The sequence below is a fragment of the Komagataeibacter sp. FNDCR2 genome, assembly GCF_021295395.1.
Lineage (GTDB): Bacteria > Pseudomonadota > Alphaproteobacteria > Acetobacterales > Acetobacteraceae > Komagataeibacter.
Genome location: NZ_JAIWOU010000001.1, coordinates 2,456,925 through 2,473,762, shown reverse-complemented (window position 1 = coordinate 2,473,762; position 16,838 = coordinate 2,456,925). Strand labels below are relative to the sequence as shown.

At 68.1% G+C, this 16,838-nt stretch carries 17 protein-coding genes; 5 read left to right on the top strand and 12 right to left on the bottom strand.

Annotation, left to right across the window (positions count from 1 at the left end):
* Positions 1-8 precede the first annotated feature (8 nt).
* From LDL28_RS11830 to LDL28_RS11795, 8 genes are all read right to left on the bottom strand, one after another.
* The gene (locus LDL28_RS11830) at positions 9-1,058 is read right to left on the bottom strand and encodes a WD40 repeat domain-containing protein (protein WP_370636329.1); all 1,050 of its coding nucleotides are present in this window, start codon (positions 1,056-1,058) and stop codon (positions 9-11) included.
* Positions 1,059-1,066: 8 nt separating this feature from the next.
* Entirely contained in the window at positions 1,067-2,068 is a 1,002-nt protein-coding gene (locus LDL28_RS11825) for a GTP-binding protein (protein WP_233058725.1), read from the bottom strand.
* 115 nt (positions 2,069-2,183) lie between these two features.
* The gene (locus LDL28_RS11820) at positions 2,184-3,302 is read right to left on the bottom strand and encodes a glycosyltransferase family 4 protein (protein ID WP_233058724.1); all 1,119 of its coding nucleotides are present in this window, start codon (positions 3,300-3,302) and stop codon (positions 2,184-2,186) included.
* A complete protein-coding gene (locus tag LDL28_RS11815) occupies positions 3,295-3,963 on the bottom strand; it encodes a glutathione S-transferase family protein (RefSeq protein WP_233058723.1) in 669 nt (222 codons plus the stop codon). The genes LDL28_RS11820 and LDL28_RS11815 overlap by 8 nt, the downstream gene beginning before the upstream one ends.
* On the bottom strand, positions 3,960-5,054 hold the full coding sequence (mnmA, locus tag LDL28_RS11810; protein WP_233058722.1) for a tRNA 2-thiouridine(34) synthase MnmA: 1,095 nt from the start codon (positions 5,052-5,054) through the stop codon (positions 3,960-3,962). Before mnmA ends, LDL28_RS11815 begins: the two co-directional genes overlap by 4 nt.
* 125 nt (positions 5,055-5,179) lie before the next feature.
* Positions 5,180-5,494 (bottom strand): ferredoxin family 2Fe-2S iron-sulfur cluster binding protein, encoded by a 315-nt coding sequence (locus LDL28_RS11805; RefSeq protein ID WP_183479468.1) that lies wholly within the window; start codon positions 5,492-5,494, stop codon positions 5,180-5,182.
* A gap of 29 nt (positions 5,495-5,523) precedes the next feature.
* The gene (locus tag LDL28_RS11800) at positions 5,524-6,705 is read right to left on the bottom strand and encodes a cysteine desulfurase family protein (protein ID WP_233058721.1); all 1,182 of its coding nucleotides are present in this window, start codon (positions 6,703-6,705) and stop codon (positions 5,524-5,526) included.
* Positions 6,702-7,850, bottom strand: coding sequence for a cysteine desulfurase family protein (locus LDL28_RS11795; protein ID WP_233058720.1), 1,149 nt, complete (start codon positions 7,848-7,850; stop codon positions 6,702-6,704). The genes LDL28_RS11800 and LDL28_RS11795 overlap by 4 nt, the downstream gene beginning before the upstream one ends.
* A 564-nt stretch (positions 7,851-8,414) precedes the next feature.
* On the opposite strand from LDL28_RS11795, the gene LDL28_RS11790 reads away from it, so the two are divergent.
* From LDL28_RS11790 to LDL28_RS11780, 3 genes are all read left to right on the top strand, one after another.
* The gene (locus LDL28_RS11790; RefSeq protein WP_233058719.1) at positions 8,415-9,080 is read left to right on the top strand and encodes an alpha/beta hydrolase; all 666 of its coding nucleotides are present in this window, start codon (positions 8,415-8,417) and stop codon (positions 9,078-9,080) included.
* Between the two features lie 112 nt (positions 9,081-9,192).
* A complete protein-coding gene (gene tyrS, locus LDL28_RS11785) occupies positions 9,193-10,440 on the top strand; it encodes a tyrosine--tRNA ligase (protein WP_233059286.1) in 1,248 nt (415 codons plus the stop codon).
* Between the two features lie 4 nt (positions 10,441-10,444).
* Positions 10,445-10,924, top strand: coding sequence for a DUF4186 domain-containing protein (locus tag LDL28_RS11780; RefSeq protein ID WP_233058718.1), 480 nt, complete (start codon positions 10,445-10,447; stop codon positions 10,922-10,924).
* On the opposite strand, the gene LDL28_RS11775 is transcribed toward LDL28_RS11780, so the two are convergent.
* The gene (locus LDL28_RS11775; RefSeq protein WP_233058717.1) at positions 10,854-11,225 is read right to left on the bottom strand and encodes a Rieske (2Fe-2S) protein; all 372 of its coding nucleotides are present in this window, start codon (positions 11,223-11,225) and stop codon (positions 10,854-10,856) included. The two genes, LDL28_RS11780 and LDL28_RS11775, sit on opposite strands and share 71 nt — an antisense overlap.
* 121 nt (positions 11,226-11,346) lie before the next feature.
* On the opposite strand from LDL28_RS11775, the gene LDL28_RS11770 reads away from it, so the two are divergent.
* Together LDL28_RS11770 and LDL28_RS11765 are read left to right on the top strand one after the other, a co-directional pair.
* Positions 11,347-12,594 (top strand): aminopeptidase, encoded by a 1,248-nt coding sequence (locus LDL28_RS11770; protein ID WP_233058716.1) that lies wholly within the window; start codon positions 11,347-11,349, stop codon positions 12,592-12,594.
* Positions 12,591-13,169, top strand: coding sequence for a hypothetical protein (locus LDL28_RS11765; RefSeq protein ID WP_233058715.1), 579 nt, complete (start codon positions 12,591-12,593; stop codon positions 13,167-13,169). Before LDL28_RS11770 ends, LDL28_RS11765 begins: the two co-directional genes overlap by 4 nt.
* A 59-nt stretch (positions 13,170-13,228) precedes the next feature.
* Here the strand turns inward: LDL28_RS11765 and LDL28_RS11760 are convergent, their stop codons facing one another.
* Genes LDL28_RS11760 through rpe form a run of 3 tightly spaced genes read right to left on the bottom strand, consistent with a single transcriptional unit; the run spans position 13,229 to position 16,786 of the window.
* The gene (locus tag LDL28_RS11760; protein ID WP_233058714.1) at positions 13,229-14,356 is read right to left on the bottom strand and encodes a glycosyltransferase family 4 protein; all 1,128 of its coding nucleotides are present in this window, start codon (positions 14,354-14,356) and stop codon (positions 13,229-13,231) included.
* Entirely contained in the window at positions 14,353-16,071 is a 1,719-nt protein-coding gene (locus tag LDL28_RS11755; protein WP_233058713.1) for a heparinase II/III family protein, read from the bottom strand. Before LDL28_RS11755 ends, LDL28_RS11760 begins: the two co-directional genes overlap by 4 nt.
* A gap of 37 nt (positions 16,072-16,108) precedes the next feature.
* Entirely contained in the window at positions 16,109-16,786 is a 678-nt protein-coding gene (rpe, locus tag LDL28_RS11750) for a ribulose-phosphate 3-epimerase (RefSeq protein ID WP_233058712.1), read from the bottom strand.
* Positions 16,787-16,838 lie beyond the last annotated feature (52 nt).

Genomic DNA, 16,838 nt, shown 5'->3' with positions numbered 1-16,838 from the left:
ATACTGGCCTATCTGGCCGAAAGGTCGACCACGGCCGCGCGCCCATCTTCCGTGCCGAAGGCCAGCGCGCAGCCATCGGGGCTGAAGGCCAGCGCCGAGACCGGGCCGCCACCGGCCGTGCAGACTGGCAATATGCGCTGGGCGGCGGTATCGGCCATCAGCACCGAGCCGTCGGCAAAACCGGCGGCCACGATGTCATGCACCGGGTGGCAGGCGATGCGGGTGCAGATCACGCCCGGAATGCCGCCCGCCTCGACCGGCGGCTTGCCCATCGGGCCACCGCCGAAGAACGGCCACATCACGATCGTATCCGCCCCGCTGGTGACAAGCCACTTGCCGTTGCGCGTAAAGGCCATGGACTGCACCTTGGACGGGTAGCCGCTCATGCGCATGTTGTGCCCGTCCGAAAGCCGCCAGCCATGCAGTTCAGATTCCTGCATGGAGGTCACCAGCGCTTCCCCCGCCGGGTGGATGGCGATGCCGATATGGCTGCCCTTCCATTCCAGCGGGCGCACGGTGTCCACTTTCGCCTGCACGAACCACATCGAGGCCCCGTTGTAATGCGAGGCCGCGATACGCTTGCCCTTCGCATCGAACACGATGCCACTGACGGTGGAGGGATGATCCAGCACCTTCAGCGTCGTATGCCCCGTTGCGTCACGCAGTTCGACCTGCTTGCCCGAGGCGAAGGCGATGACCCCGCCCCTGTCCCCCGCCCAGGTGGTGATGTGTTCGATCCACCGCCGCCCGCTGACCAGACCGGCCACGCTGCCATCGGCGCCGACGCGGCGCAGGGCGTTGTCGTCCCCGCCGGTCAGGAAGCCGGTTTCAGCGGCGTCGGGGGCAATGGCGAGAATCGCGCCGTCATGCACGGTCGTGACGTTCCAGGCATCGGAGCGTCCCCAGTCCGCACGGCTGGCGACGACGACATCACCCTCCCCCGTGGCGAAGGCGACCTGCTGGCTGTCGCGCGCGATGGCGCAGCCGGTGACCTGTCCCTCAAGCTGGCGCATCGCCCCGCGCCGCTCCAGCAGCGAGGGGGACATGGCGTCGTTCATGGCTTCGCTCATTTTACACGGCAGCTTTCAAACCCACGGCGAAGCTGCGGGCGATTGAGGTTGCGCCCGATGAAGACAAGGCGGGAGACCCGTTTTTCCCCTTCCTTCCACGGACCGATAAAGTCGCCATCGGCCATCATGTGCACGGCCTGGAAGGCGAAGCGCCTGTCCTCGCCCGCGTAGTTCAGGATGCCCTTGGCGCGCAGGATGTCAGCGCCCTGTTCCTGCAGCACCGCCCCGATCCATGCCTGAAAGCGCGCCGCGTCCAGCGGCTCCTCCACCTCATAGGAGAGCGAGGTCACGTCCGCTTCGTGGGAGTGGCTGGTGTCTTCAAGGAAATGGGGCGCATGCTCCAGCGCGCGCTGGAGGTCGAACCCGCCTTGGTCCAGCACATCGGACAGGGGCACGTCGCCGCGCTGCGCACGGTGGATGCGGCCCACGGCGTTGATCGAACGGATGCGCGATTCGATGGTCGCCAGCGCCACTTCGTCCACAAGGTCGGTCTTGTTGAGGATGATGACATCGGCAAAGGCGATCTGGTTGACCGCCTCGGGGCTTTCATCAAGCGTCTGAAGGACGTTGTAGGCGTCCACCACCGTCACCACGGCATCGAGCCGGGTCTTGCCGCGCACGTCCTCATCCACGAAAAACGTCTGCGCCACGGGGGCGGGATCGGCAAGGCCCGTGGTCTCGACAATGATGCCGTCGAACTTCGCGCGCCGCTTCATGAGGTTGCCGAGGATACGGATCAGGTCGCCCCGCACGGTGCAGCAGATGCACCCGTTGTTCATTTCGAACACTTCCTCGTCGGCATCGACCACAAGGTCGTTGTCCACGCCGAGTTCACCGAACTCGTTCACCACCACCGCGTATTTGCGGCCATGCTGGGCGGTCAGGATATGGTTGAGCAGGGTCGTCTTGCCCGCGCCCAGAAAGCCGGTCAGCACCGTAACCGGCACGAGGGCGTTCTGGGCCGCGGCGACGGGCGCGGCCTGGATGGTATCGGACATGGAGCCTCCGGTCTTTCACTCTATGCGACGCTGGGCGTCGGCCTTGTCTGTCCAGATATAGGGCCATGGGGCGATGTGTCCCATACCCGGCGGGGCAGAAAAATCCAAAAGCCGGTCAGCCGCCGCCCCCACGCAGGGCGGCAAGGCGCCGCGCGGCCCGGCAGGCGCGGGCATGTTCCACGCTGAACCGCGCCGCCCGCGCCCGCCCGCGCGCGGCCAGGGCTTCGCGCGCCGCCAGGCTATCCATAAGCGTGCCGATGGCCCGCGCCAGCCCGGCCACGGGTTCGGGGGCGCACAGGACGCCGCCATCACCCACGACTTCGGGCAATCCGCCGGTGGGGGCCGCGACCAGGGCGGCCCCGGCGGCCATGGCTTCGAGTGCGGTCAGGCCAAAGGGTTCGGGCCAGCGGCTGGGCACCACGACAATGGCGGCCCGCGCCATGGCGTCCAGCACATCCGCATGCGGGCGGTAGCCTGCCGCGTCCACCCCCGCCGCCCGCGCCCGTGGCGCAAGCGCGTTCACGAACGGTGTGGCGGGCGCATCATCGCGAAAGCGGTCCGCGCCGATCATCTCGAACCGCCAGTCCGGGTGGTCGGGCCTTAAGCGTTCACAGGCGGCGACGAACAGGTCCGCCCCCTTATCCGCCACCACGCGCCCGGCAAACAGCAGCACCCGCCCGCGCGCGGACTGGGGCGGCACGGATACGGGCAGCGCCACGCCATTGGGGGAAAGGCCGACCTGCCGGCCCGCGCTGTCGGGCAGGCCCGCGACAAAACGCTGCCGCACCCATCCGGACACGCAGGCCACCCCCATGCGCGCCAGCAGCGCCGCGCGCAACGCGGGCGTATCCGCGCCGCGCATGCCCTGCGGATCGTTATGCAGCACCAGCAGCACCTTCTGGCCGGGGTGGTGGCGGGCGATGTAATGGGCGATGTCCGGGCGGTTATGCACCTCCACCACGGCGGGCGCGATGTCCCGCACGGTGCGGGCCACGGCGGCGGCGTAACGCAGGCTGCGCCCCCCCGGCGGCCACAGGCCCGGCCGCACGGGCCGGTATTCATGCCCCGGCAGCAGGGACGCCCCGGCGGGCGGGGGGCCGACGATCACGTCATCCGGACCCGCAAGGGCCGCGACCTGAAGGCCGATCGCCCCCACGGCCCCGGTGGCGAACCCCTCACGCGGGGGGAGTACGACCGCCACGCGCCCCGGGGGGAGGGGCGTGGCGTCAGGCAATATCCTCAAACCGGGCCTGCCGCCATTCCTTGGGTTCCTGCGCCGCTTTCTGGTACCATTCATCAACCAGCGGGTGGGCCCGCACGGCGGTCATGTACGCCTGCGATTCCGGCGAGGGGCTGATGCCGTACGACAGGAAACGCGAGACGATGGGCGCGAACATGACATCGGCCATGCCAAACGTGGCGCCGAACAGGAACGGCCCGCCCGCGCCAAAGTCCAGCCGGGCTTCCGTCCAGATCCCGTCGATGCGTGAAATCTCGGCGTCGATGTCCTGCGTGGTGCCTGCGACGAGCGGGGTGTTCTCACGCCCCGTATTCATGGGCATGGCCTGGCGCAGGGCGCGGAAACCGGCATGCATCTCGGCTGAAATGCTGCGGGCATAGGCGCGCTGGCGCGGGTCGGCGGGCCACAGGCCGGCCGCCTGCTCGGCGCAGTATTCGCAGATGGCGAGGCTCTCCCACACCGCGACGCCACAATGTTCAAGATAGGGCACCTTGCCATTGGGGGAGATGGTGCGGATGGCGGCGGTCTCCCCGTTATCGGCCAGCGGGATCACCTGTTCGCGCACATCCAGCCCGGCCAGCCGCACGGCAAGCCAGCCACGCAGCGACCATGACGAATACCGGCGCGTGCCAATGACCAGAATACCATCACTCATGATGCGACTTTCCCTTCGCTTTCGGACCGGCGGATAAAGCCACCCCCCATAACCCTGCTGCCCACGTACATCACGCAGGCCTGTCCCGGCGCGGGCACCGCGCCGTCATCAAGCACTACGCGCGCGCCGTTGCCTTCCGCCTGCCATACCGTGGCGGGGCGGGCCGCCTCACGCGCGCGGATCTGCACGGCGCAGCGCAGCCCCTCGGGCCCCGGCGGGGGCACCAGCCAGTTCATGTCGCGCAGCATCAGCGTGCGGGAGACGGCCTGCGTGCGCGGGCCGATCACCACGCGCCGGGTCGCGGGCTGGATGCCCACCACCATCTGGCGCGCGCCCGCCACCATGGCGGCGTTGCCCAGCCGCTTGCTCTGGCCCACGGTGTAACGGCTCACCCCTTCGTGCCGGCCAAGCACATGCCCCGCCTGATCGACGATCTCGCCCGCGCCGCTCACATCGGGGCGCAGCTTTTCCACCAGCCCGGCATAGGAGCCATCGGTCACGAAGCACAGGTCCTGGCTGTCCGGCTTGGTGGCGACGGCAAGGCCGAAACGCTCGGCCTCGGCGCGCACGGCAGCCTTGTCGGGCATGTCACCCAGCGGGAAACGCAGGAAATCAAGCTGCGCGCGCGTGGTCGCGAACAGGAACCATGACTGGTCGCGCCCGGCATCCATGGGGCGGTGCAGTTCCGCCCCTTCCGGCCCCTCGATCCGGCGGACGTAATGGCCGGTGGCCATGGCGTCCGCGCCAAGGTCGCGCGCCATGCCCAGCAGGTCGGTGAACTTCACGCCCTGGTTGCACGCGACACAGGGTACCGGGGTCTCGCCCGCGGCGTAGGCATCGGCGAAGGTGCCGATCACGCTGTCCTGAAACCGGCGTTCGGCGTCGATCACGTAATGGGGGATGCCAAGGCGGTCGGCCACGCGGCGCGCGTCGTGAATGTCGCGCCCCGCGCAGCATGCGCCCTTTTTCGTGCTTTCACGCGAATCATAGAGCTGGAGCGTGGCGCCGATCACCTCGTGCCCCTCGTCCACCAGACGCGCGGCGACGACGGAGCTGTCCACCCCGCCGGACATGGCCACAAGAATGCGCATGGCTCGGTTCCACTTTCCATAACAGCAACGGCCCGCAGGACTATCGGCCCCACGGATGCCGCGCGTCAAACATCATGTCACGCAACGGCGCACAACAGGGCGCGCCCGCGACATGGCCCGTCCCCTCAGGCCGTGCGCGGCAGGCGCACGACAAGACCGTCCAGGGCTTCGGTCATCACGATCTGGCAGCCCAGCCGGGATGTCTTTTCCAGCCCGAAGGCCAGATCCAGCATGTCTTCCTCGTCCTCGGTGGGGGCGGTGAGTTTCGGGGCCCATTCGGGGTCCACCACCACATGGCAGGTCGCGCAGGCCAGCGAGCCTTCGCATGCGCCCTCAAGGTCGATGCCGTTTTTGTGGGCGATTTCCAGAACCGACAGACCCAGCGGGGCCGCGACCTCGCGGCGGGTGCCGTCACGCTCGATGAATACGATATGCGCCATTTTTCCATCCTGCCTGTGCTACGCGCCCTTCATCCCGACGAAGGGCTACCTGCCGCGCGGCATCGTGCCACTGCCTGGCACAGGATCCCCGCCGCGCGATCCACATCGGCGGCTGAGGTATAGCGTCCGACGGCCAGACGCAAGCCTTGTGCCGCCCGCGATGCGTCAAGACCCATGGCCGTCAGCACGTAGGAGGGCACCACCTCGGCCGAGGAACAGGCCGAGCCGGTGGACAGGCAGAGCCCCGGCACGGCGGCCAGCAGGTCCACCGCCCGCACCCCCTCGAAACGCAGGTTGAGGTTTCCGGCCAGCCGCCCCGTCATGCCGCCATGCACATGCACGCCGCCACACCCGGCCCGTAATGCCGCGAGCAGCCGGTCGCGCAACTGGGCGACACGCGCGCGCTCCGCCGCCCCTTCGGCGCGCGCGATGCGGCAGGCGGCGCCGAAACCGATGACCAGCGGCGCGGGCAGCGTGCCCGAACGCAGGCCACGCTCCTGCCCACCACCGGAAAACAGCGGCGCCAGGCGCACCCGTGGCCTGCGGCGGACATAAAGCGCGCCAATTCCCTTCGGCCCATACAGCTTGTGCGCGGAGACCGACGCCAGATCGAGATCCCACGCCCGCACGTCCACATCCACCTTGCCCGCCGCCTGCGCCAGATCGCTGTGCAGCAACGCGCCCGCACCGCGCACCAGTGGCGCGAGCGCGGCCAGATCCTGCAACACCCCGGTTTCGTTATTGGCGGCCATGATGCTGACCAGCAGGGTCGGCACCTCCAGCGCGCGGGCCAGCACGTCCGGGTCCAGCGTGCCATCGGGGCGGACGGGCAGGATGACCGGCTCACAGCCCTCGCGGCCAAGATCGCGCACGGATTCCAGCACGCATTTATGCTCGGTCGCCACGGTTATCACCCGCGCGCGCGCATCACCGCGTTCGCGCAGGTGACGGACCGCCCCCTTGATGGCGAGGTTGTTGGCCTCCGTCGCACCTGATGTGAACACGACCTCACGGGCCTGCGCGCCCAGCAGGGCGGCGACATCGGCACGGGCCTGTTCCACCGCGTCATGCGCCGCGCGCCCGGCGGCATGGTCAAGGCTGTGCGGGTTGGCGAAGTGCTGCGTGAACCACGGCAGCATCTCCGCCACCACGCGGGGATCGCACGGGGTTGTCGCCTGATAATCCAGATAGATCAGCTCACCTGCGTTCATGTCCGGCCCTTCGCCTGTGTGCCAAGCCGCCCGGCCATGGCCGTATAGGCGGCGATGAAGCCCTCGACCTCCGCCCCGGTGACCGACCACGGCAGGGAGACGCGAATGGCGCAACCGGCATCCGCGCCCAGCCCCATGGCCTGGAGCACGTGCGAGCGCGCCACCTTTCCCGATGAACAGGCCGATCCCGCCGATACGCCATACCCCGCCATGTCCAGCGCGATAAGCTGGGTCTGCGCCGCCCGCCCCGGCAGGAGCAGCGCGCTGGTATTGGCAAGGCGCGGCGCATCCGCGCCACAGATCCGCGCCCCCGCAGCCACGGCGGCCGTCTCGATCCGCTCACGCCACGCGCCCAGCCGCCCGGCCTGCGCCTGCATGCCCGCAACGGCCACGCGCGCCGCAGCCGCCATGCCCGCGATGGCGGGGAGCGCGGGCGTGCCCCCGCGCCGCCCCTGTTCCTGCCCCCCGCCCGCCAGGAGGGGGGCAAGGCTGCGAAACCGCCCACCCGCCAGCAACAACGCGCCAGCCCCCTTCGGCCCGCCGAATTTATGGCCCGAAATCGCCACGCTGTCGGCACCCAGTTCCTGCGGCGTGAAGGGGATGCGCCCGGCGGCCTGCACGGCATCGACATGCAAAAGCGCACCATGGTCGCGGCACAGACGCGCTATTTCGGGCAGCGGGTTGATGACCCCGGTCTCGTTATTGGCCAGCATCACACAGACCAGCGCCGGTGTGGCGTCAGCCGCCAGCATGCGCTCCAGCGCCGCGATGTCCACCATCCCCTCCGCCCGCACGGGAATGACGCCCGCCCCGGTGGCGGCGGCGCGCACCGCGTCATGTTCCGTCGCCCCGTACAGGACGCGCCTGCCCCCCGCCTGCGCCCCGATCGCCAGCACGTTGGCTTCCGTGCCGCCGGAGGTGAACACGCAGTTTTCCGCCGTGACACCAAACAGGGCGGCCAGTTCCTCACGCGCGGTTTCAAGAAGCGCGCGGGCGCTCCGCCCCGCACGGTGCACGGAAGCGGGATTGCCCGCCACCTGTGCCGCCTGCGTCATGGCCGCGAGCGCCTCGGGCCGGATCGGCTCGGATGCGTTCGCGTCGAGATAGGTAAAGCGCCCCGGTGGGGTCGCGTGCTGTCCAGCCATATGGGTTACGCCAAGTCCTTTTGCGACGGGAATTACGATTTATCTGGCATTTTGGGAATCCACACCGCTATAAGGCAGCGCAACATAATATTTATTGCAACGTGTTATGGGGGTGGAAACACCCGTGCCCATACCGCTGCCTCAATGTCGCCCGCCCGCTCGCCGGGCATGGCAAGGAGAGCGAACCGACACGATACACCCGGCCCGATGGCGGAAAACCCCTTTGCTCCCACGCCCGGGCCGCGCCAGCTACCGCCATATCTGCCCCCCGCGCAGGGCACGCCTGCCGAAGATGCACTTTTATCTGGTAGGCGTCATACCCATAATAAGGTGGGTTGGCATACTTTCGGGCTGGTGTGCCAGACCGGATCAATTCTATTTTCCGTCATGTTGCCACCGGATGAATACAGGGTAATTCCTGCTCCGCGCACGGATAACTGACGGGTAATGGTGTTTTCTCTGCCTGCCGACCTGACGGGGCATCGCCGGTCGGGCGGGCTGTAACAGCAACTGTTCCCGATGCAATGCCTGGAATGCACGGGGAAACGCAAATGCGGGACACCTATGCCTGAGGTCATGTTTGCCGGCCCTGATGGCCGCCTGGAAGGTCGATACCACCATTCAAGCGCGCCCAACGCGCCGCTTGCGCTGGTGCTTCATCCCCATCCGCTGCACGGCGGGACCATGAATAACCGCATCACCTACGCGATGTATCGCGCGTTCGAGAAAATGGGCTTCTCGGTCATGCGCTACAACTCACGCGGGGTGGGCCGCTCACAGGGGCGCTACGACGGCGGCATTGGCGAGATTTCGGACGCCGCCGCCGCGCTTGACTGGATGCAGATGATCAACCCGAACGCCAGCGGGCTGTGGATCGCGGGGTATTCCTTCGGTGCGTTCGTGGGCATGCAACTGCTCATGCGCCGCCCCGAAATCACCGGCTGGATCAGTGTCGCGCCGCCCGCCAACCATTACGATTTCGGCTTTCTCGCGCCGTGTCCGTGCGGTGGGCTCATGATCGCGGGGGAGAACGACGAACTCGTGCCCGAGCCCGCCATCCGCAAGCTGGTGGACAAGCTGAACACCCAGAAGGGCGTGACGGTGGATTACCGTATCTTCAAGGGGGCCGACCACGTCTTCGCCAACCATGCCGAACAGGTGGCCGAAGCGCTGGAAGACCATGTCAGCACCGTCATGAACCGCAAGGCGCTGGCGCTGGCGGCCGACTGATTTACCACCCCGGCGGGGCCGGACTGTTCCATGAAGTGCCGTGAACATGCTAGAGGCTGGTCCGCACCGGGGCGGCCCGGCCAGCGATGCATCTTACAGCGCGGAACAGATCATGCCCAAGAGTGAATTCCTCCGGGAAGCCGAAGCACGCGGCTTCATATTCCAGTGCACGGACATGGAGGCGCTGGACGCGGCCATGCTGTCCGGGCCGGTGGGGGGGTATATCGGTTTCGACCCCACGGCGGACAGCCTGCATGTGGGCAGCCTGATCCAGATCATGATGCTGCGCCTGCTGCACCGCCATGGCCACCGCGCGGTGGCGCTGGTGGGCGGCGGCACGGCGAAAATCGGCGATCCTTCCTTTCGGGAGGAAGCGCGCAAGCTCATGACGGAAGAAACCATCGCCACCAACCTGCGCGGGGTTGAAGCCTGCCTGCGCCAGTTCCTGCCGCTTGGCGCGGGAGAGAAGGACGCGCTGCTGACCAACAACGCCGACTGGCTGGACAGGCTTTCCTACATCGAGCTGCTGCGCGATGTAGGCATCCATTTTTCCGTCAACCGCATGCTGTCGTTCGACTCGGTGCGCTCGCGCCTTGAACGTGAGCAGGGGCTGACGTTTCTGGAATTCAATTACTCCATCCTCCAGTCCTATGATTTCCGGGAACTGAACAGCCGTCATGGCGTGACGCTGCAGATGGGCGGGTCGGACCAGTGGGGCAATATCGTCTCGGGCATCGATCTTGTCCGCAGAATGAATGGCGCACAGGTTTTCGGGCTGACAACGCCCCTGCTGACCACAAGTTCCGGGGCCAAGATGGGCAAGACGGCGCAGGGCGCGGTCTGGCTTTCGCCGCTGCGCCTGCCGGTGTTCGATTACTGGCAGTTCTGGCGCAATGTGGAGGATGCGGATGTGGGCCGCTTCCTCAAGCTGTTCACCGACCTGCCGGTTGCGGAATGCGACCGCCTTGCCGCCCTGGGTGGTGCTGAAATCAACGAGGCGAAGAAAGTCCTCGCCACCGAGGCCACGGCCCTGTGCCATGGCCGCGCCGCCGCCGAGGCCGCCGCCGAAGCCGCGCGCCGCACATTCGAGGAAGGGGCCGTGACCGCCGCCGCCCTGCCCGCCGTCACCCTGCCCGCCGCGCTGCTGACCGAGGGGCTGCCCGCCTTCCGCCTGTTCGTGGAGGCCGGTTTCGCCGCCAGTAACGGCGAGGCCCGCCGCCTGATCCGTGGCGGCGGCGCGCGGGTGAATGACGTGGTCATAACCGATGAGGCGCAATCCATATCCGATACGGACCTGCTGGATGGCGCGGTCAAGCTCTCCGCCGGGCGCAAGCGGCACATCCTGGTCCGTCCGGTCTGATCCCATGCCGGACCGGCGCGCGGGGCAGGCACCGGCACGGCAGGGGGACCTGTTCGCACCACCTCCCCGACAGCCTGTAACGCCACCCGAACCGCCCCCGGTCGCGCCCGAGCTGTGGACCCGGCTGGCGGGGTCGCGGTTTCGCGCGCGCTTCCATCTGGGCAAGGCGGAGCACGCCTATCTGGCCAGTCGCGGCATGGCCGAAGTCATGGCCCATGCGGCCACCTTCATCACGACCCGCCTGGCCCCCGCCCACCCCGCCCGCGATGGCAGGCAGACGCCGTGGCGCGGGCACCCGGTTTTCATAGCCCAGCACGCAACCGGCACCTGCTGCCGGGGCTGCGTGGCCAAATGGCACGCCATACCGGCGGGCCAGCCGCTCGATGCCGGGCAGCAGGCCTATCTCCTCGCGGTCATACGGGAGTGGCTGCGCCGCGATCAGGCGCGGACGGCCCCAGAATCGCCCGGACCTGCCCGTCGCTGACCCAGCACGGGTAGGACCGGGGCATGCACGCCCCGCCACCCTGTCCGCCACCGGGCGCATCGGCCTGCCCGTCGGGGCCGAAGCTCCACATATGCTGGGGGCAGACAATCCGGCCCTTCACCACGTACCCGGCCGAAAGGCGGGCATTCCCATGCGGACAGCGGTCATCCAGCACGGCGGGCCGGTCATCAGCCCCCACCCACACCACCAGCGCGCGCCCGGCGCACATCACGCGCAGCGGCGCCGCGCGGGCGGCGGACAGCGCGCACAGGGCATGGGAACCCGGCACCGTCTGCTTCATTAAGTGCATGCCTCCGCTGGTTTTCCGATAGCATCTTACGCGCGATGGGCGTGTCGTCTATCGTGTTGCCACGCTACAGGCACGCGGCACGTCGCCCGCCAATAACAGGATTTGATGACGCATGGTTCTCTCCCCCCGGCATGAACAGCTTCTGGACCGCCTGGCTGAGGTCGCGGTCCGTATCGGCCTGAACATCGCGCACGGGCAACAGCTTCTTGTCACCGCGCCGCTGGAGGCCGTGCCGCTGGTGCGCCGGATTACCGAACATGCCTACAGGGCCGGAGCCGCGCTGGTCACGCCGTTCTATTCCGATGACGTGGCCACGCTCGCCCGCTTCCATTACGCCGCCGATGACACGCTGGACGCCGCCGCCGACTGGCTGCACGAAGGCATGGCCAATGCCTACCGCAAGGGGGCCGCGCGCATGGCGATTACCGGCGGCAACCCCGTGCTGCTGGCCAAGGAGAACCCCGAGCGCGTGTCCCGCGTGTCCCGCGCCGCCTCCCGCGCGGGGCGGCCCGCCATGGAACTGATCACGCGCTTTGCCGTCAACTGGAACATCGTGGCCTTCGCCACCCCCGCATGGGCGATGCAGGTCTTTCCCGACCTGTCGGAAGAAGAGGCGGTCAGCCGCCTGTGGGATGCGATCTTCCAGGCCTCGCGCGTGACGGTGGATGACCCGGTGGCGGAATGGAAGGCCCATAACGCCTATCTCGGCCGCCGCACGGCATGGCTCAACGCGCGGCGCTTCGCGGCGCTGCATTTCAGCGGGCCGGATACGGACCTGACCGTGGGGCTGGCCGATGGCCATTCCTGGGCCGGGGGGGCGGAACCGGCGGGCAACGGCATTGTCTGCAACCCCAACATCCCGACCGAGGAAGTGTTCACCACCCCCCATGCGCGCAAGGTGAGCGGGCATGTCCGCGCGACCAAGCCGCTGTTCCACCAGGGCACGCTGATTGACGATATCCGCGTACGTTTCGAGGAAGGCCGCATTGTCGAGGCCCACGCCAGCACCGGGCAGGCAGTGCTGGAGCGCATTCTCGATACCGATGACGGCGCGCGCAGGCTGGGTGAGGTGGCGCTGGTGCCCGCGTCCTCCCCCATTTCACAAAGTGGCATCCTGTTCCGCAACACCCTGTTCGACGAGAACGCATCCAGCCATATCGCACTGGGCCAGTCCTACGCCAAATGCATGTGCGATACCGAAAACCTGACCGAAGCCCAACTGACCCGCCAGGGCGCGAATACCAGTTTCATCCATATTGACTGGATGATCGGGTCCAGCAAAATCGACGTTGACGCCATCAACCACGATGGCAGCCGCGAACCCCTGATGAGACAGGGCGAATGGAGCAACCAGCCATGACCTATCCTTCCATCCGTAAAACGCTGCTGGCCACCGCCTGCGCCCTGGCCGTGACCCACCTGCCCGCCGGCATGCGCCACGCCGCGGCCCAGCAGGCCGGTCCCGGGCAGATCGGCCCCCAGCAACAGGCCGGACCCGGGCAGGCCAACAACGTGCAGCAGCTTACCCCGGAGCAGGAAGCCGCACTCAACCGCGATGTGGAGACCGTGGCGCGCTACAAACTGCCGAACAATTTTTTCGCACGCATGCTGCCCGTCATCCAGCAGATCAAGCTCGCGCATATCTCGCCCCCGGATACGCCGAGCATGACGCTGGAAGAAACCATCAGCCGCACGCAGGCGATGCCCCAGCTCCAGCCGATCCTCCAGCGCAACCGCATGTCCCCGCGTGAGTTCGTCATGAACATCACCACCTTTGGCATGACGCAGGCCGTCATCATGCATCCGCCGCAGGACGGCAATGACATGCCGCCGCTCAACCCCGATAACGTCGCCCTGCTCAAGGCCCACCCCGCCGAGGTCCAGGCCCTGATCCAGGCCATGGGCGGCAATGAACAGCAGGGCCAGCAGCGTTAGGGGCGTCTGCCCCCCGCAAATCATGGGAAAATGTCTGGTGAAGCTTTTTCCGGGAAGCGTCAGGTAGCGGCCCGGGCCGGTGTAAGCAGGCCGAGCGTGCGCGCCAGCACCATGGCCTGCGTGTAACATGCGCAGGCACGTCTCCGCCCCGCCTGCCCCATCCGCTGGCGTAGCGCCGCATCGCGCGCCAGCGCCCCAAGCGCGCGGGCAAGGGCGCGGACATCGCCCGGCGGGACCAGCAGCCCCGTCCGGCCCGCCACCACCTGCTCACGCGGGCCGGAAATATCGCTGGCCACGACAGGCAGGCCGCACAGCATGGCCTCGACCACGCTCATCGGCAGGCCCTCGAAAGAACTGGGCAGCACGAAAATATCCGCCGCCGCCATAAGCTCCGCCACATCTTCCCGATAGCCCAGGAAAACAAGGCGCGATCCCAGATCACGCGCGGCCTGGCGGAAACAGGCGCCAAGATCCGCCCCCCGGTCGCTGGGCAGGCGTTCGCCCACCACCCACAGAACCGCGTTCGGGGGCAGTTGCCGCATGGCCGCCAGCAGTTCGGGATACCCCTTGGCGCGCACCAGACGGGATACGGCAAGGACGACAACCTGCCCTTCCCCCACACCCAGTTCCCGGCGCAGGCCAGCGCGCCGCGCCGGCATGGGGTGGAAAACATCCGGGTCGCGCCCGTTGCCGATGGCAGTGGCCCCCCGGTGGATGCCCAGCCGCCGGGCATCGCGGGCCTCGGCTTCCGATACGGTCATGTAGATATCGGTCACGCGCCCCGCCAGCCATTCCAGCATGAGGGCGATGCCCCGCCGCAGCCATGATCCCGGCTGGTTGAACAGGAAGCCATGGCCGGTATAGGCAATGCAGGGCACACCGCACCACCAGGCGGCGAACCGCGCCAGCAGCCCGCTTATGGGCATATGCGCATGAACCATATCGGGCCTTTCCGCCCGGATCAGCCGCACCAGCGCCCGCCATGCCCGCCATTGCGCCACCGGCGACAGCGTGCGCGACATGGGCACGGCCACGACACGCAGGCCCTGCGTGCGCACCGGATCCAGCAGCGGGCCTTCGGCACAGGCGCCCACCACATCATGACCCTGCGCCCGCAGCGCCACCATCAGGGGAAAGAGAAACTGCCGCAGCGAGAAGTCAACATTCGTGACTTCGAGGATCTTCATGTCAGCAGCAGGATTTTTTCGCGCTGGAGCGCCCAGCGCACCACCTGCCGCACCATGCCCGGCCCCGCTTCGGGCAGGCCCGCGCCGCCGGATGCGCCCCCGCCGACCCGGGCGGCGTCCCGCCGGGCGGCTTCATGCTCCACCGTCCCGGCTTCCCCCGCCAGCCGCGTGGCCGGGTCCACCCGCACGACCAGTTGCAGGCTGGCGCGCGGGCTCTGGCCGCCGCAATAGACGCTCTCCTCGATCGCGACAACGCCACCCGCCGCACGAAAGCGCCAGTGCTGCTCCCCCGCGCCCAGCAGGACCGAGCCATCGCGCGCATCCACCGCCGTGACCGACGGGTGCAGGTGCAGGCGCAGCACGAAGGCAAGCGCGCGCTCACCCTCCACCGTTTCCTCGCCGCGCAGCACCTCGCCATCCGCGCCCAGATAAAGCCTGCGGTAGCAGGTCGCCCCGGCGGAAGCATGATAGCCATCATGCGACAGGGTGACCCAGTGCGCGCCTTCCGCCACCGCATGGTCCACGCCCACATGCGTGGGGCGGCGCGCCACCGTGCCGTCATCCGCGAATTCGGAGGAGGACATCTCCTCCACCACCACGACGGAGTGCGCCGCCGTCTGCCGCAGGGCGTCTTTCCACGCGGGCAGCACGCCGCCGCCGCAATTGACGATCAGGCGCTGGCGGGCGCACGAAAACTCGAACGACAGGGTGCCCGCATGGGCATTGCGGTCAAAGCCCGCGGGGGCCGGAATACCCGCATCGACCAAAAGCAGCGACCGGGCCGCCTGCATGCGCACGAAACCGCCATCGGGCATGCTGTGCGCCACGACCCGCGTGCGCGTGGCCTGTGACAGCACCATCTCGATCAGCGCGGCGTTGCGTTCATGGCTGCCATTGAACAGGGCAAGCCCGCCGTCGCCATGGCGCATGGCGCGCAGCACCGGGCTCATCTTGTCCAGCGCGAGGGCGACCGAATGCGGCAGGGCATGCTGCACCGCCTGCATCATGGCCCGCATCTCCGCCAGTTCGCGCAGGGCGCGCAACTGCACTTCGGGGCTGCGCTCGACATGCCAGCCATCGGGCAGGATCTGGCTTTCCACCTCCGCGTCGATATAGCGGCGGTAGCGGGCCAGCAGCCCGGTATATTCCGGCATGGCGACCGCCACGGCCAGCAGGCCCTTCAGGGCGGCGAGAGACTGCCACCCGTGCCGTTCGGGCGGCATGATGGCGGCGATGGTGCGCCCCTCCACCAGCAGGCGGGCCATGAGACGCTGGCGAAAGGAATCACTGGCGGAGGCGGCGAAGAAATCATAATGCCCCAGCCACGCCGAAACCCGCGCGCCGATCACCCCGCATTCGAAGGCTGCGGGATGCTGGGCGGGATGGTGCAGCCAGTCATCCACCAGCGCGCGCGCCTTCAGCCGCGCGGCATCGGTGCCCACCGCGCGCAGATCGCGCAGCCAGCGAAACCCCAGCAGTCCCTCGCGGAAGGCGGGCTCGAATTCCGGCGCGTCCCACCGCCCCGGCCCCACGGGATGGGTGTAGCCCGCCCATGTCAGGCTGCCGCGCGTAAGCTGCGCCCCCGCGACCGGATCGCCCGGCCACAGGTCGCGCATGGTATGAACGGGCGCGGCGGGCAGGCGCTTGCCGCCACCGAACAGGGACAGGCGTGCAAACGACAGACGCGCGCCACGCGTCATACGCTTCAACGTCATGAACTCTTACCCCCGTGGAGTAGCGGGCGGCGTTCCCTCACGCCGGGCCGTGCGCTCCACTGCGCAGGCCCGCGATCGCGGCGGCGTAATCATCCTGCCCGTACACCGACGTGCCCGCGATCAGCACATCGGCCCCCGCGGCAACCGCCAGCGGCGCGGTATGCGTCGTGATCCCGCCATCGACGCCGATGCGGATATCGCGCCCCGTCGCATCCGCCATGCGGCGCAGGGTCTCGATCTTGCGCAACTGGCTGGTCAGGAATTTCTGGCCGCCGAAGCCGGGGTTGACCGTCATCACAAGGATCATGTCCACCAGATCCAGCACCTCGCCCACGGCTTCGGGCGGGGTGGCGGGGCAGATCGCCACACCGGGCTTCACCCCGCTGTTGCGCACATGCTGGAGCGAGCGGTGGGTGTGAGGCCCCGCCTCCACATGCAGGTGGATATGGTCCGCCCCGGCCTGGGCGAAGGCTTCGATATACGGATCGACCGGCGCGATCATCAGGTGCACGTCAAAGGGCAGGTTCGACTTCGGGCGCAGCGCCTTGATGAGTTGCGTCCCCATGGACAGGTTGGGCACGAAATGCCCGTCCATGACATCCAGATGCAGCCAGTCCGCGCCCGCGTGTTCCACGGCGGCGACTTCCTCCGCCATGCGGGAGAAATCAGCGGACAGGACGCTGGGCGCGATGAGGGGGGTCTTGAGAGCAGCCATGCCTGTTTTTTAACAGCAATCCACGGCTGACGCCAACCTTTCGTAACATCAC

Excerpts from the sequence above, each read along its gene's own strand:
- LDL28_RS11830 (WP_370636329.1), bottom strand. The coding sequence starts at position 1,058 with ATGAACGACGCCATGTCCCCCTCGCTGCTGGAGCGGCGCGGGGCGATG.
- LDL28_RS11825 (WP_233058725.1), bottom strand. The coding sequence starts at position 2,068 with ATGTCCGATACCATCCAGGCCGCGCCCGTCGCCGCGGCCCAGAACGCC.
- LDL28_RS11815 (WP_233058723.1), bottom strand. The coding sequence starts at position 3,963 with ATGAGTGATGGTATTCTGGTCATTGGCACGCGCCGGTATTCGTCATGG.
- mnmA (WP_233058722.1), bottom strand. The coding sequence starts at position 5,054 with ATGCGCATTCTTGTGGCCATGTCCGGCGGGGTGGACAGCTCCGTCGTC.
- LDL28_RS11805 (WP_183479468.1), bottom strand. The coding sequence starts at position 5,494 with ATGGCGCATATCGTATTCATCGAGCGTGACGGCACCCGCCGCGAGGTC.
- LDL28_RS11800 (WP_233058721.1), bottom strand. The coding sequence starts at position 6,705 with ATGAACGCAGGTGAGCTGATCTATCTGGATTATCAGGCGACAACCCCG.
- LDL28_RS11795 (WP_233058720.1), bottom strand. The coding sequence starts at position 7,850 with ATGGCTGGACAGCACGCGACCCCACCGGGGCGCTTTACCTATCTCGAC.
- LDL28_RS11790 (WP_233058719.1), top strand. The coding sequence starts at position 8,415 with ATGCCTGAGGTCATGTTTGCCGGCCCTGATGGCCGCCTGGAAGGTCGA.
- tyrS (WP_233059286.1), top strand. The coding sequence starts at position 9,193 with ATGCCCAAGAGTGAATTCCTCCGGGAAGCCGAAGCACGCGGCTTCATA.
- LDL28_RS11780 (WP_233058718.1), top strand. The coding sequence starts at position 10,445 with ATGCCGGACCGGCGCGCGGGGCAGGCACCGGCACGGCAGGGGGACCTG.
- LDL28_RS11775 (WP_233058717.1), bottom strand. The coding sequence starts at position 11,225 with ATGAAGCAGACGGTGCCGGGTTCCCATGCCCTGTGCGCGCTGTCCGCC.
- LDL28_RS11770 (WP_233058716.1), top strand. The coding sequence starts at position 11,347 with ATGGTTCTCTCCCCCCGGCATGAACAGCTTCTGGACCGCCTGGCTGAG.
- LDL28_RS11765 (WP_233058715.1), top strand. The coding sequence starts at position 12,591 with ATGACCTATCCTTCCATCCGTAAAACGCTGCTGGCCACCGCCTGCGCC.
- LDL28_RS11760 (WP_233058714.1), bottom strand. The coding sequence starts at position 14,356 with ATGAAGATCCTCGAAGTCACGAATGTTGACTTCTCGCTGCGGCAGTTT.
- LDL28_RS11755 (WP_233058713.1), bottom strand. The coding sequence starts at position 16,071 with ATGACGTTGAAGCGTATGACGCGTGGCGCGCGTCTGTCGTTTGCACGC.
- rpe (WP_233058712.1), bottom strand. The coding sequence starts at position 16,786 with ATGGCTGCTCTCAAGACCCCCCTCATCGCGCCCAGCGTCCTGTCCGCT.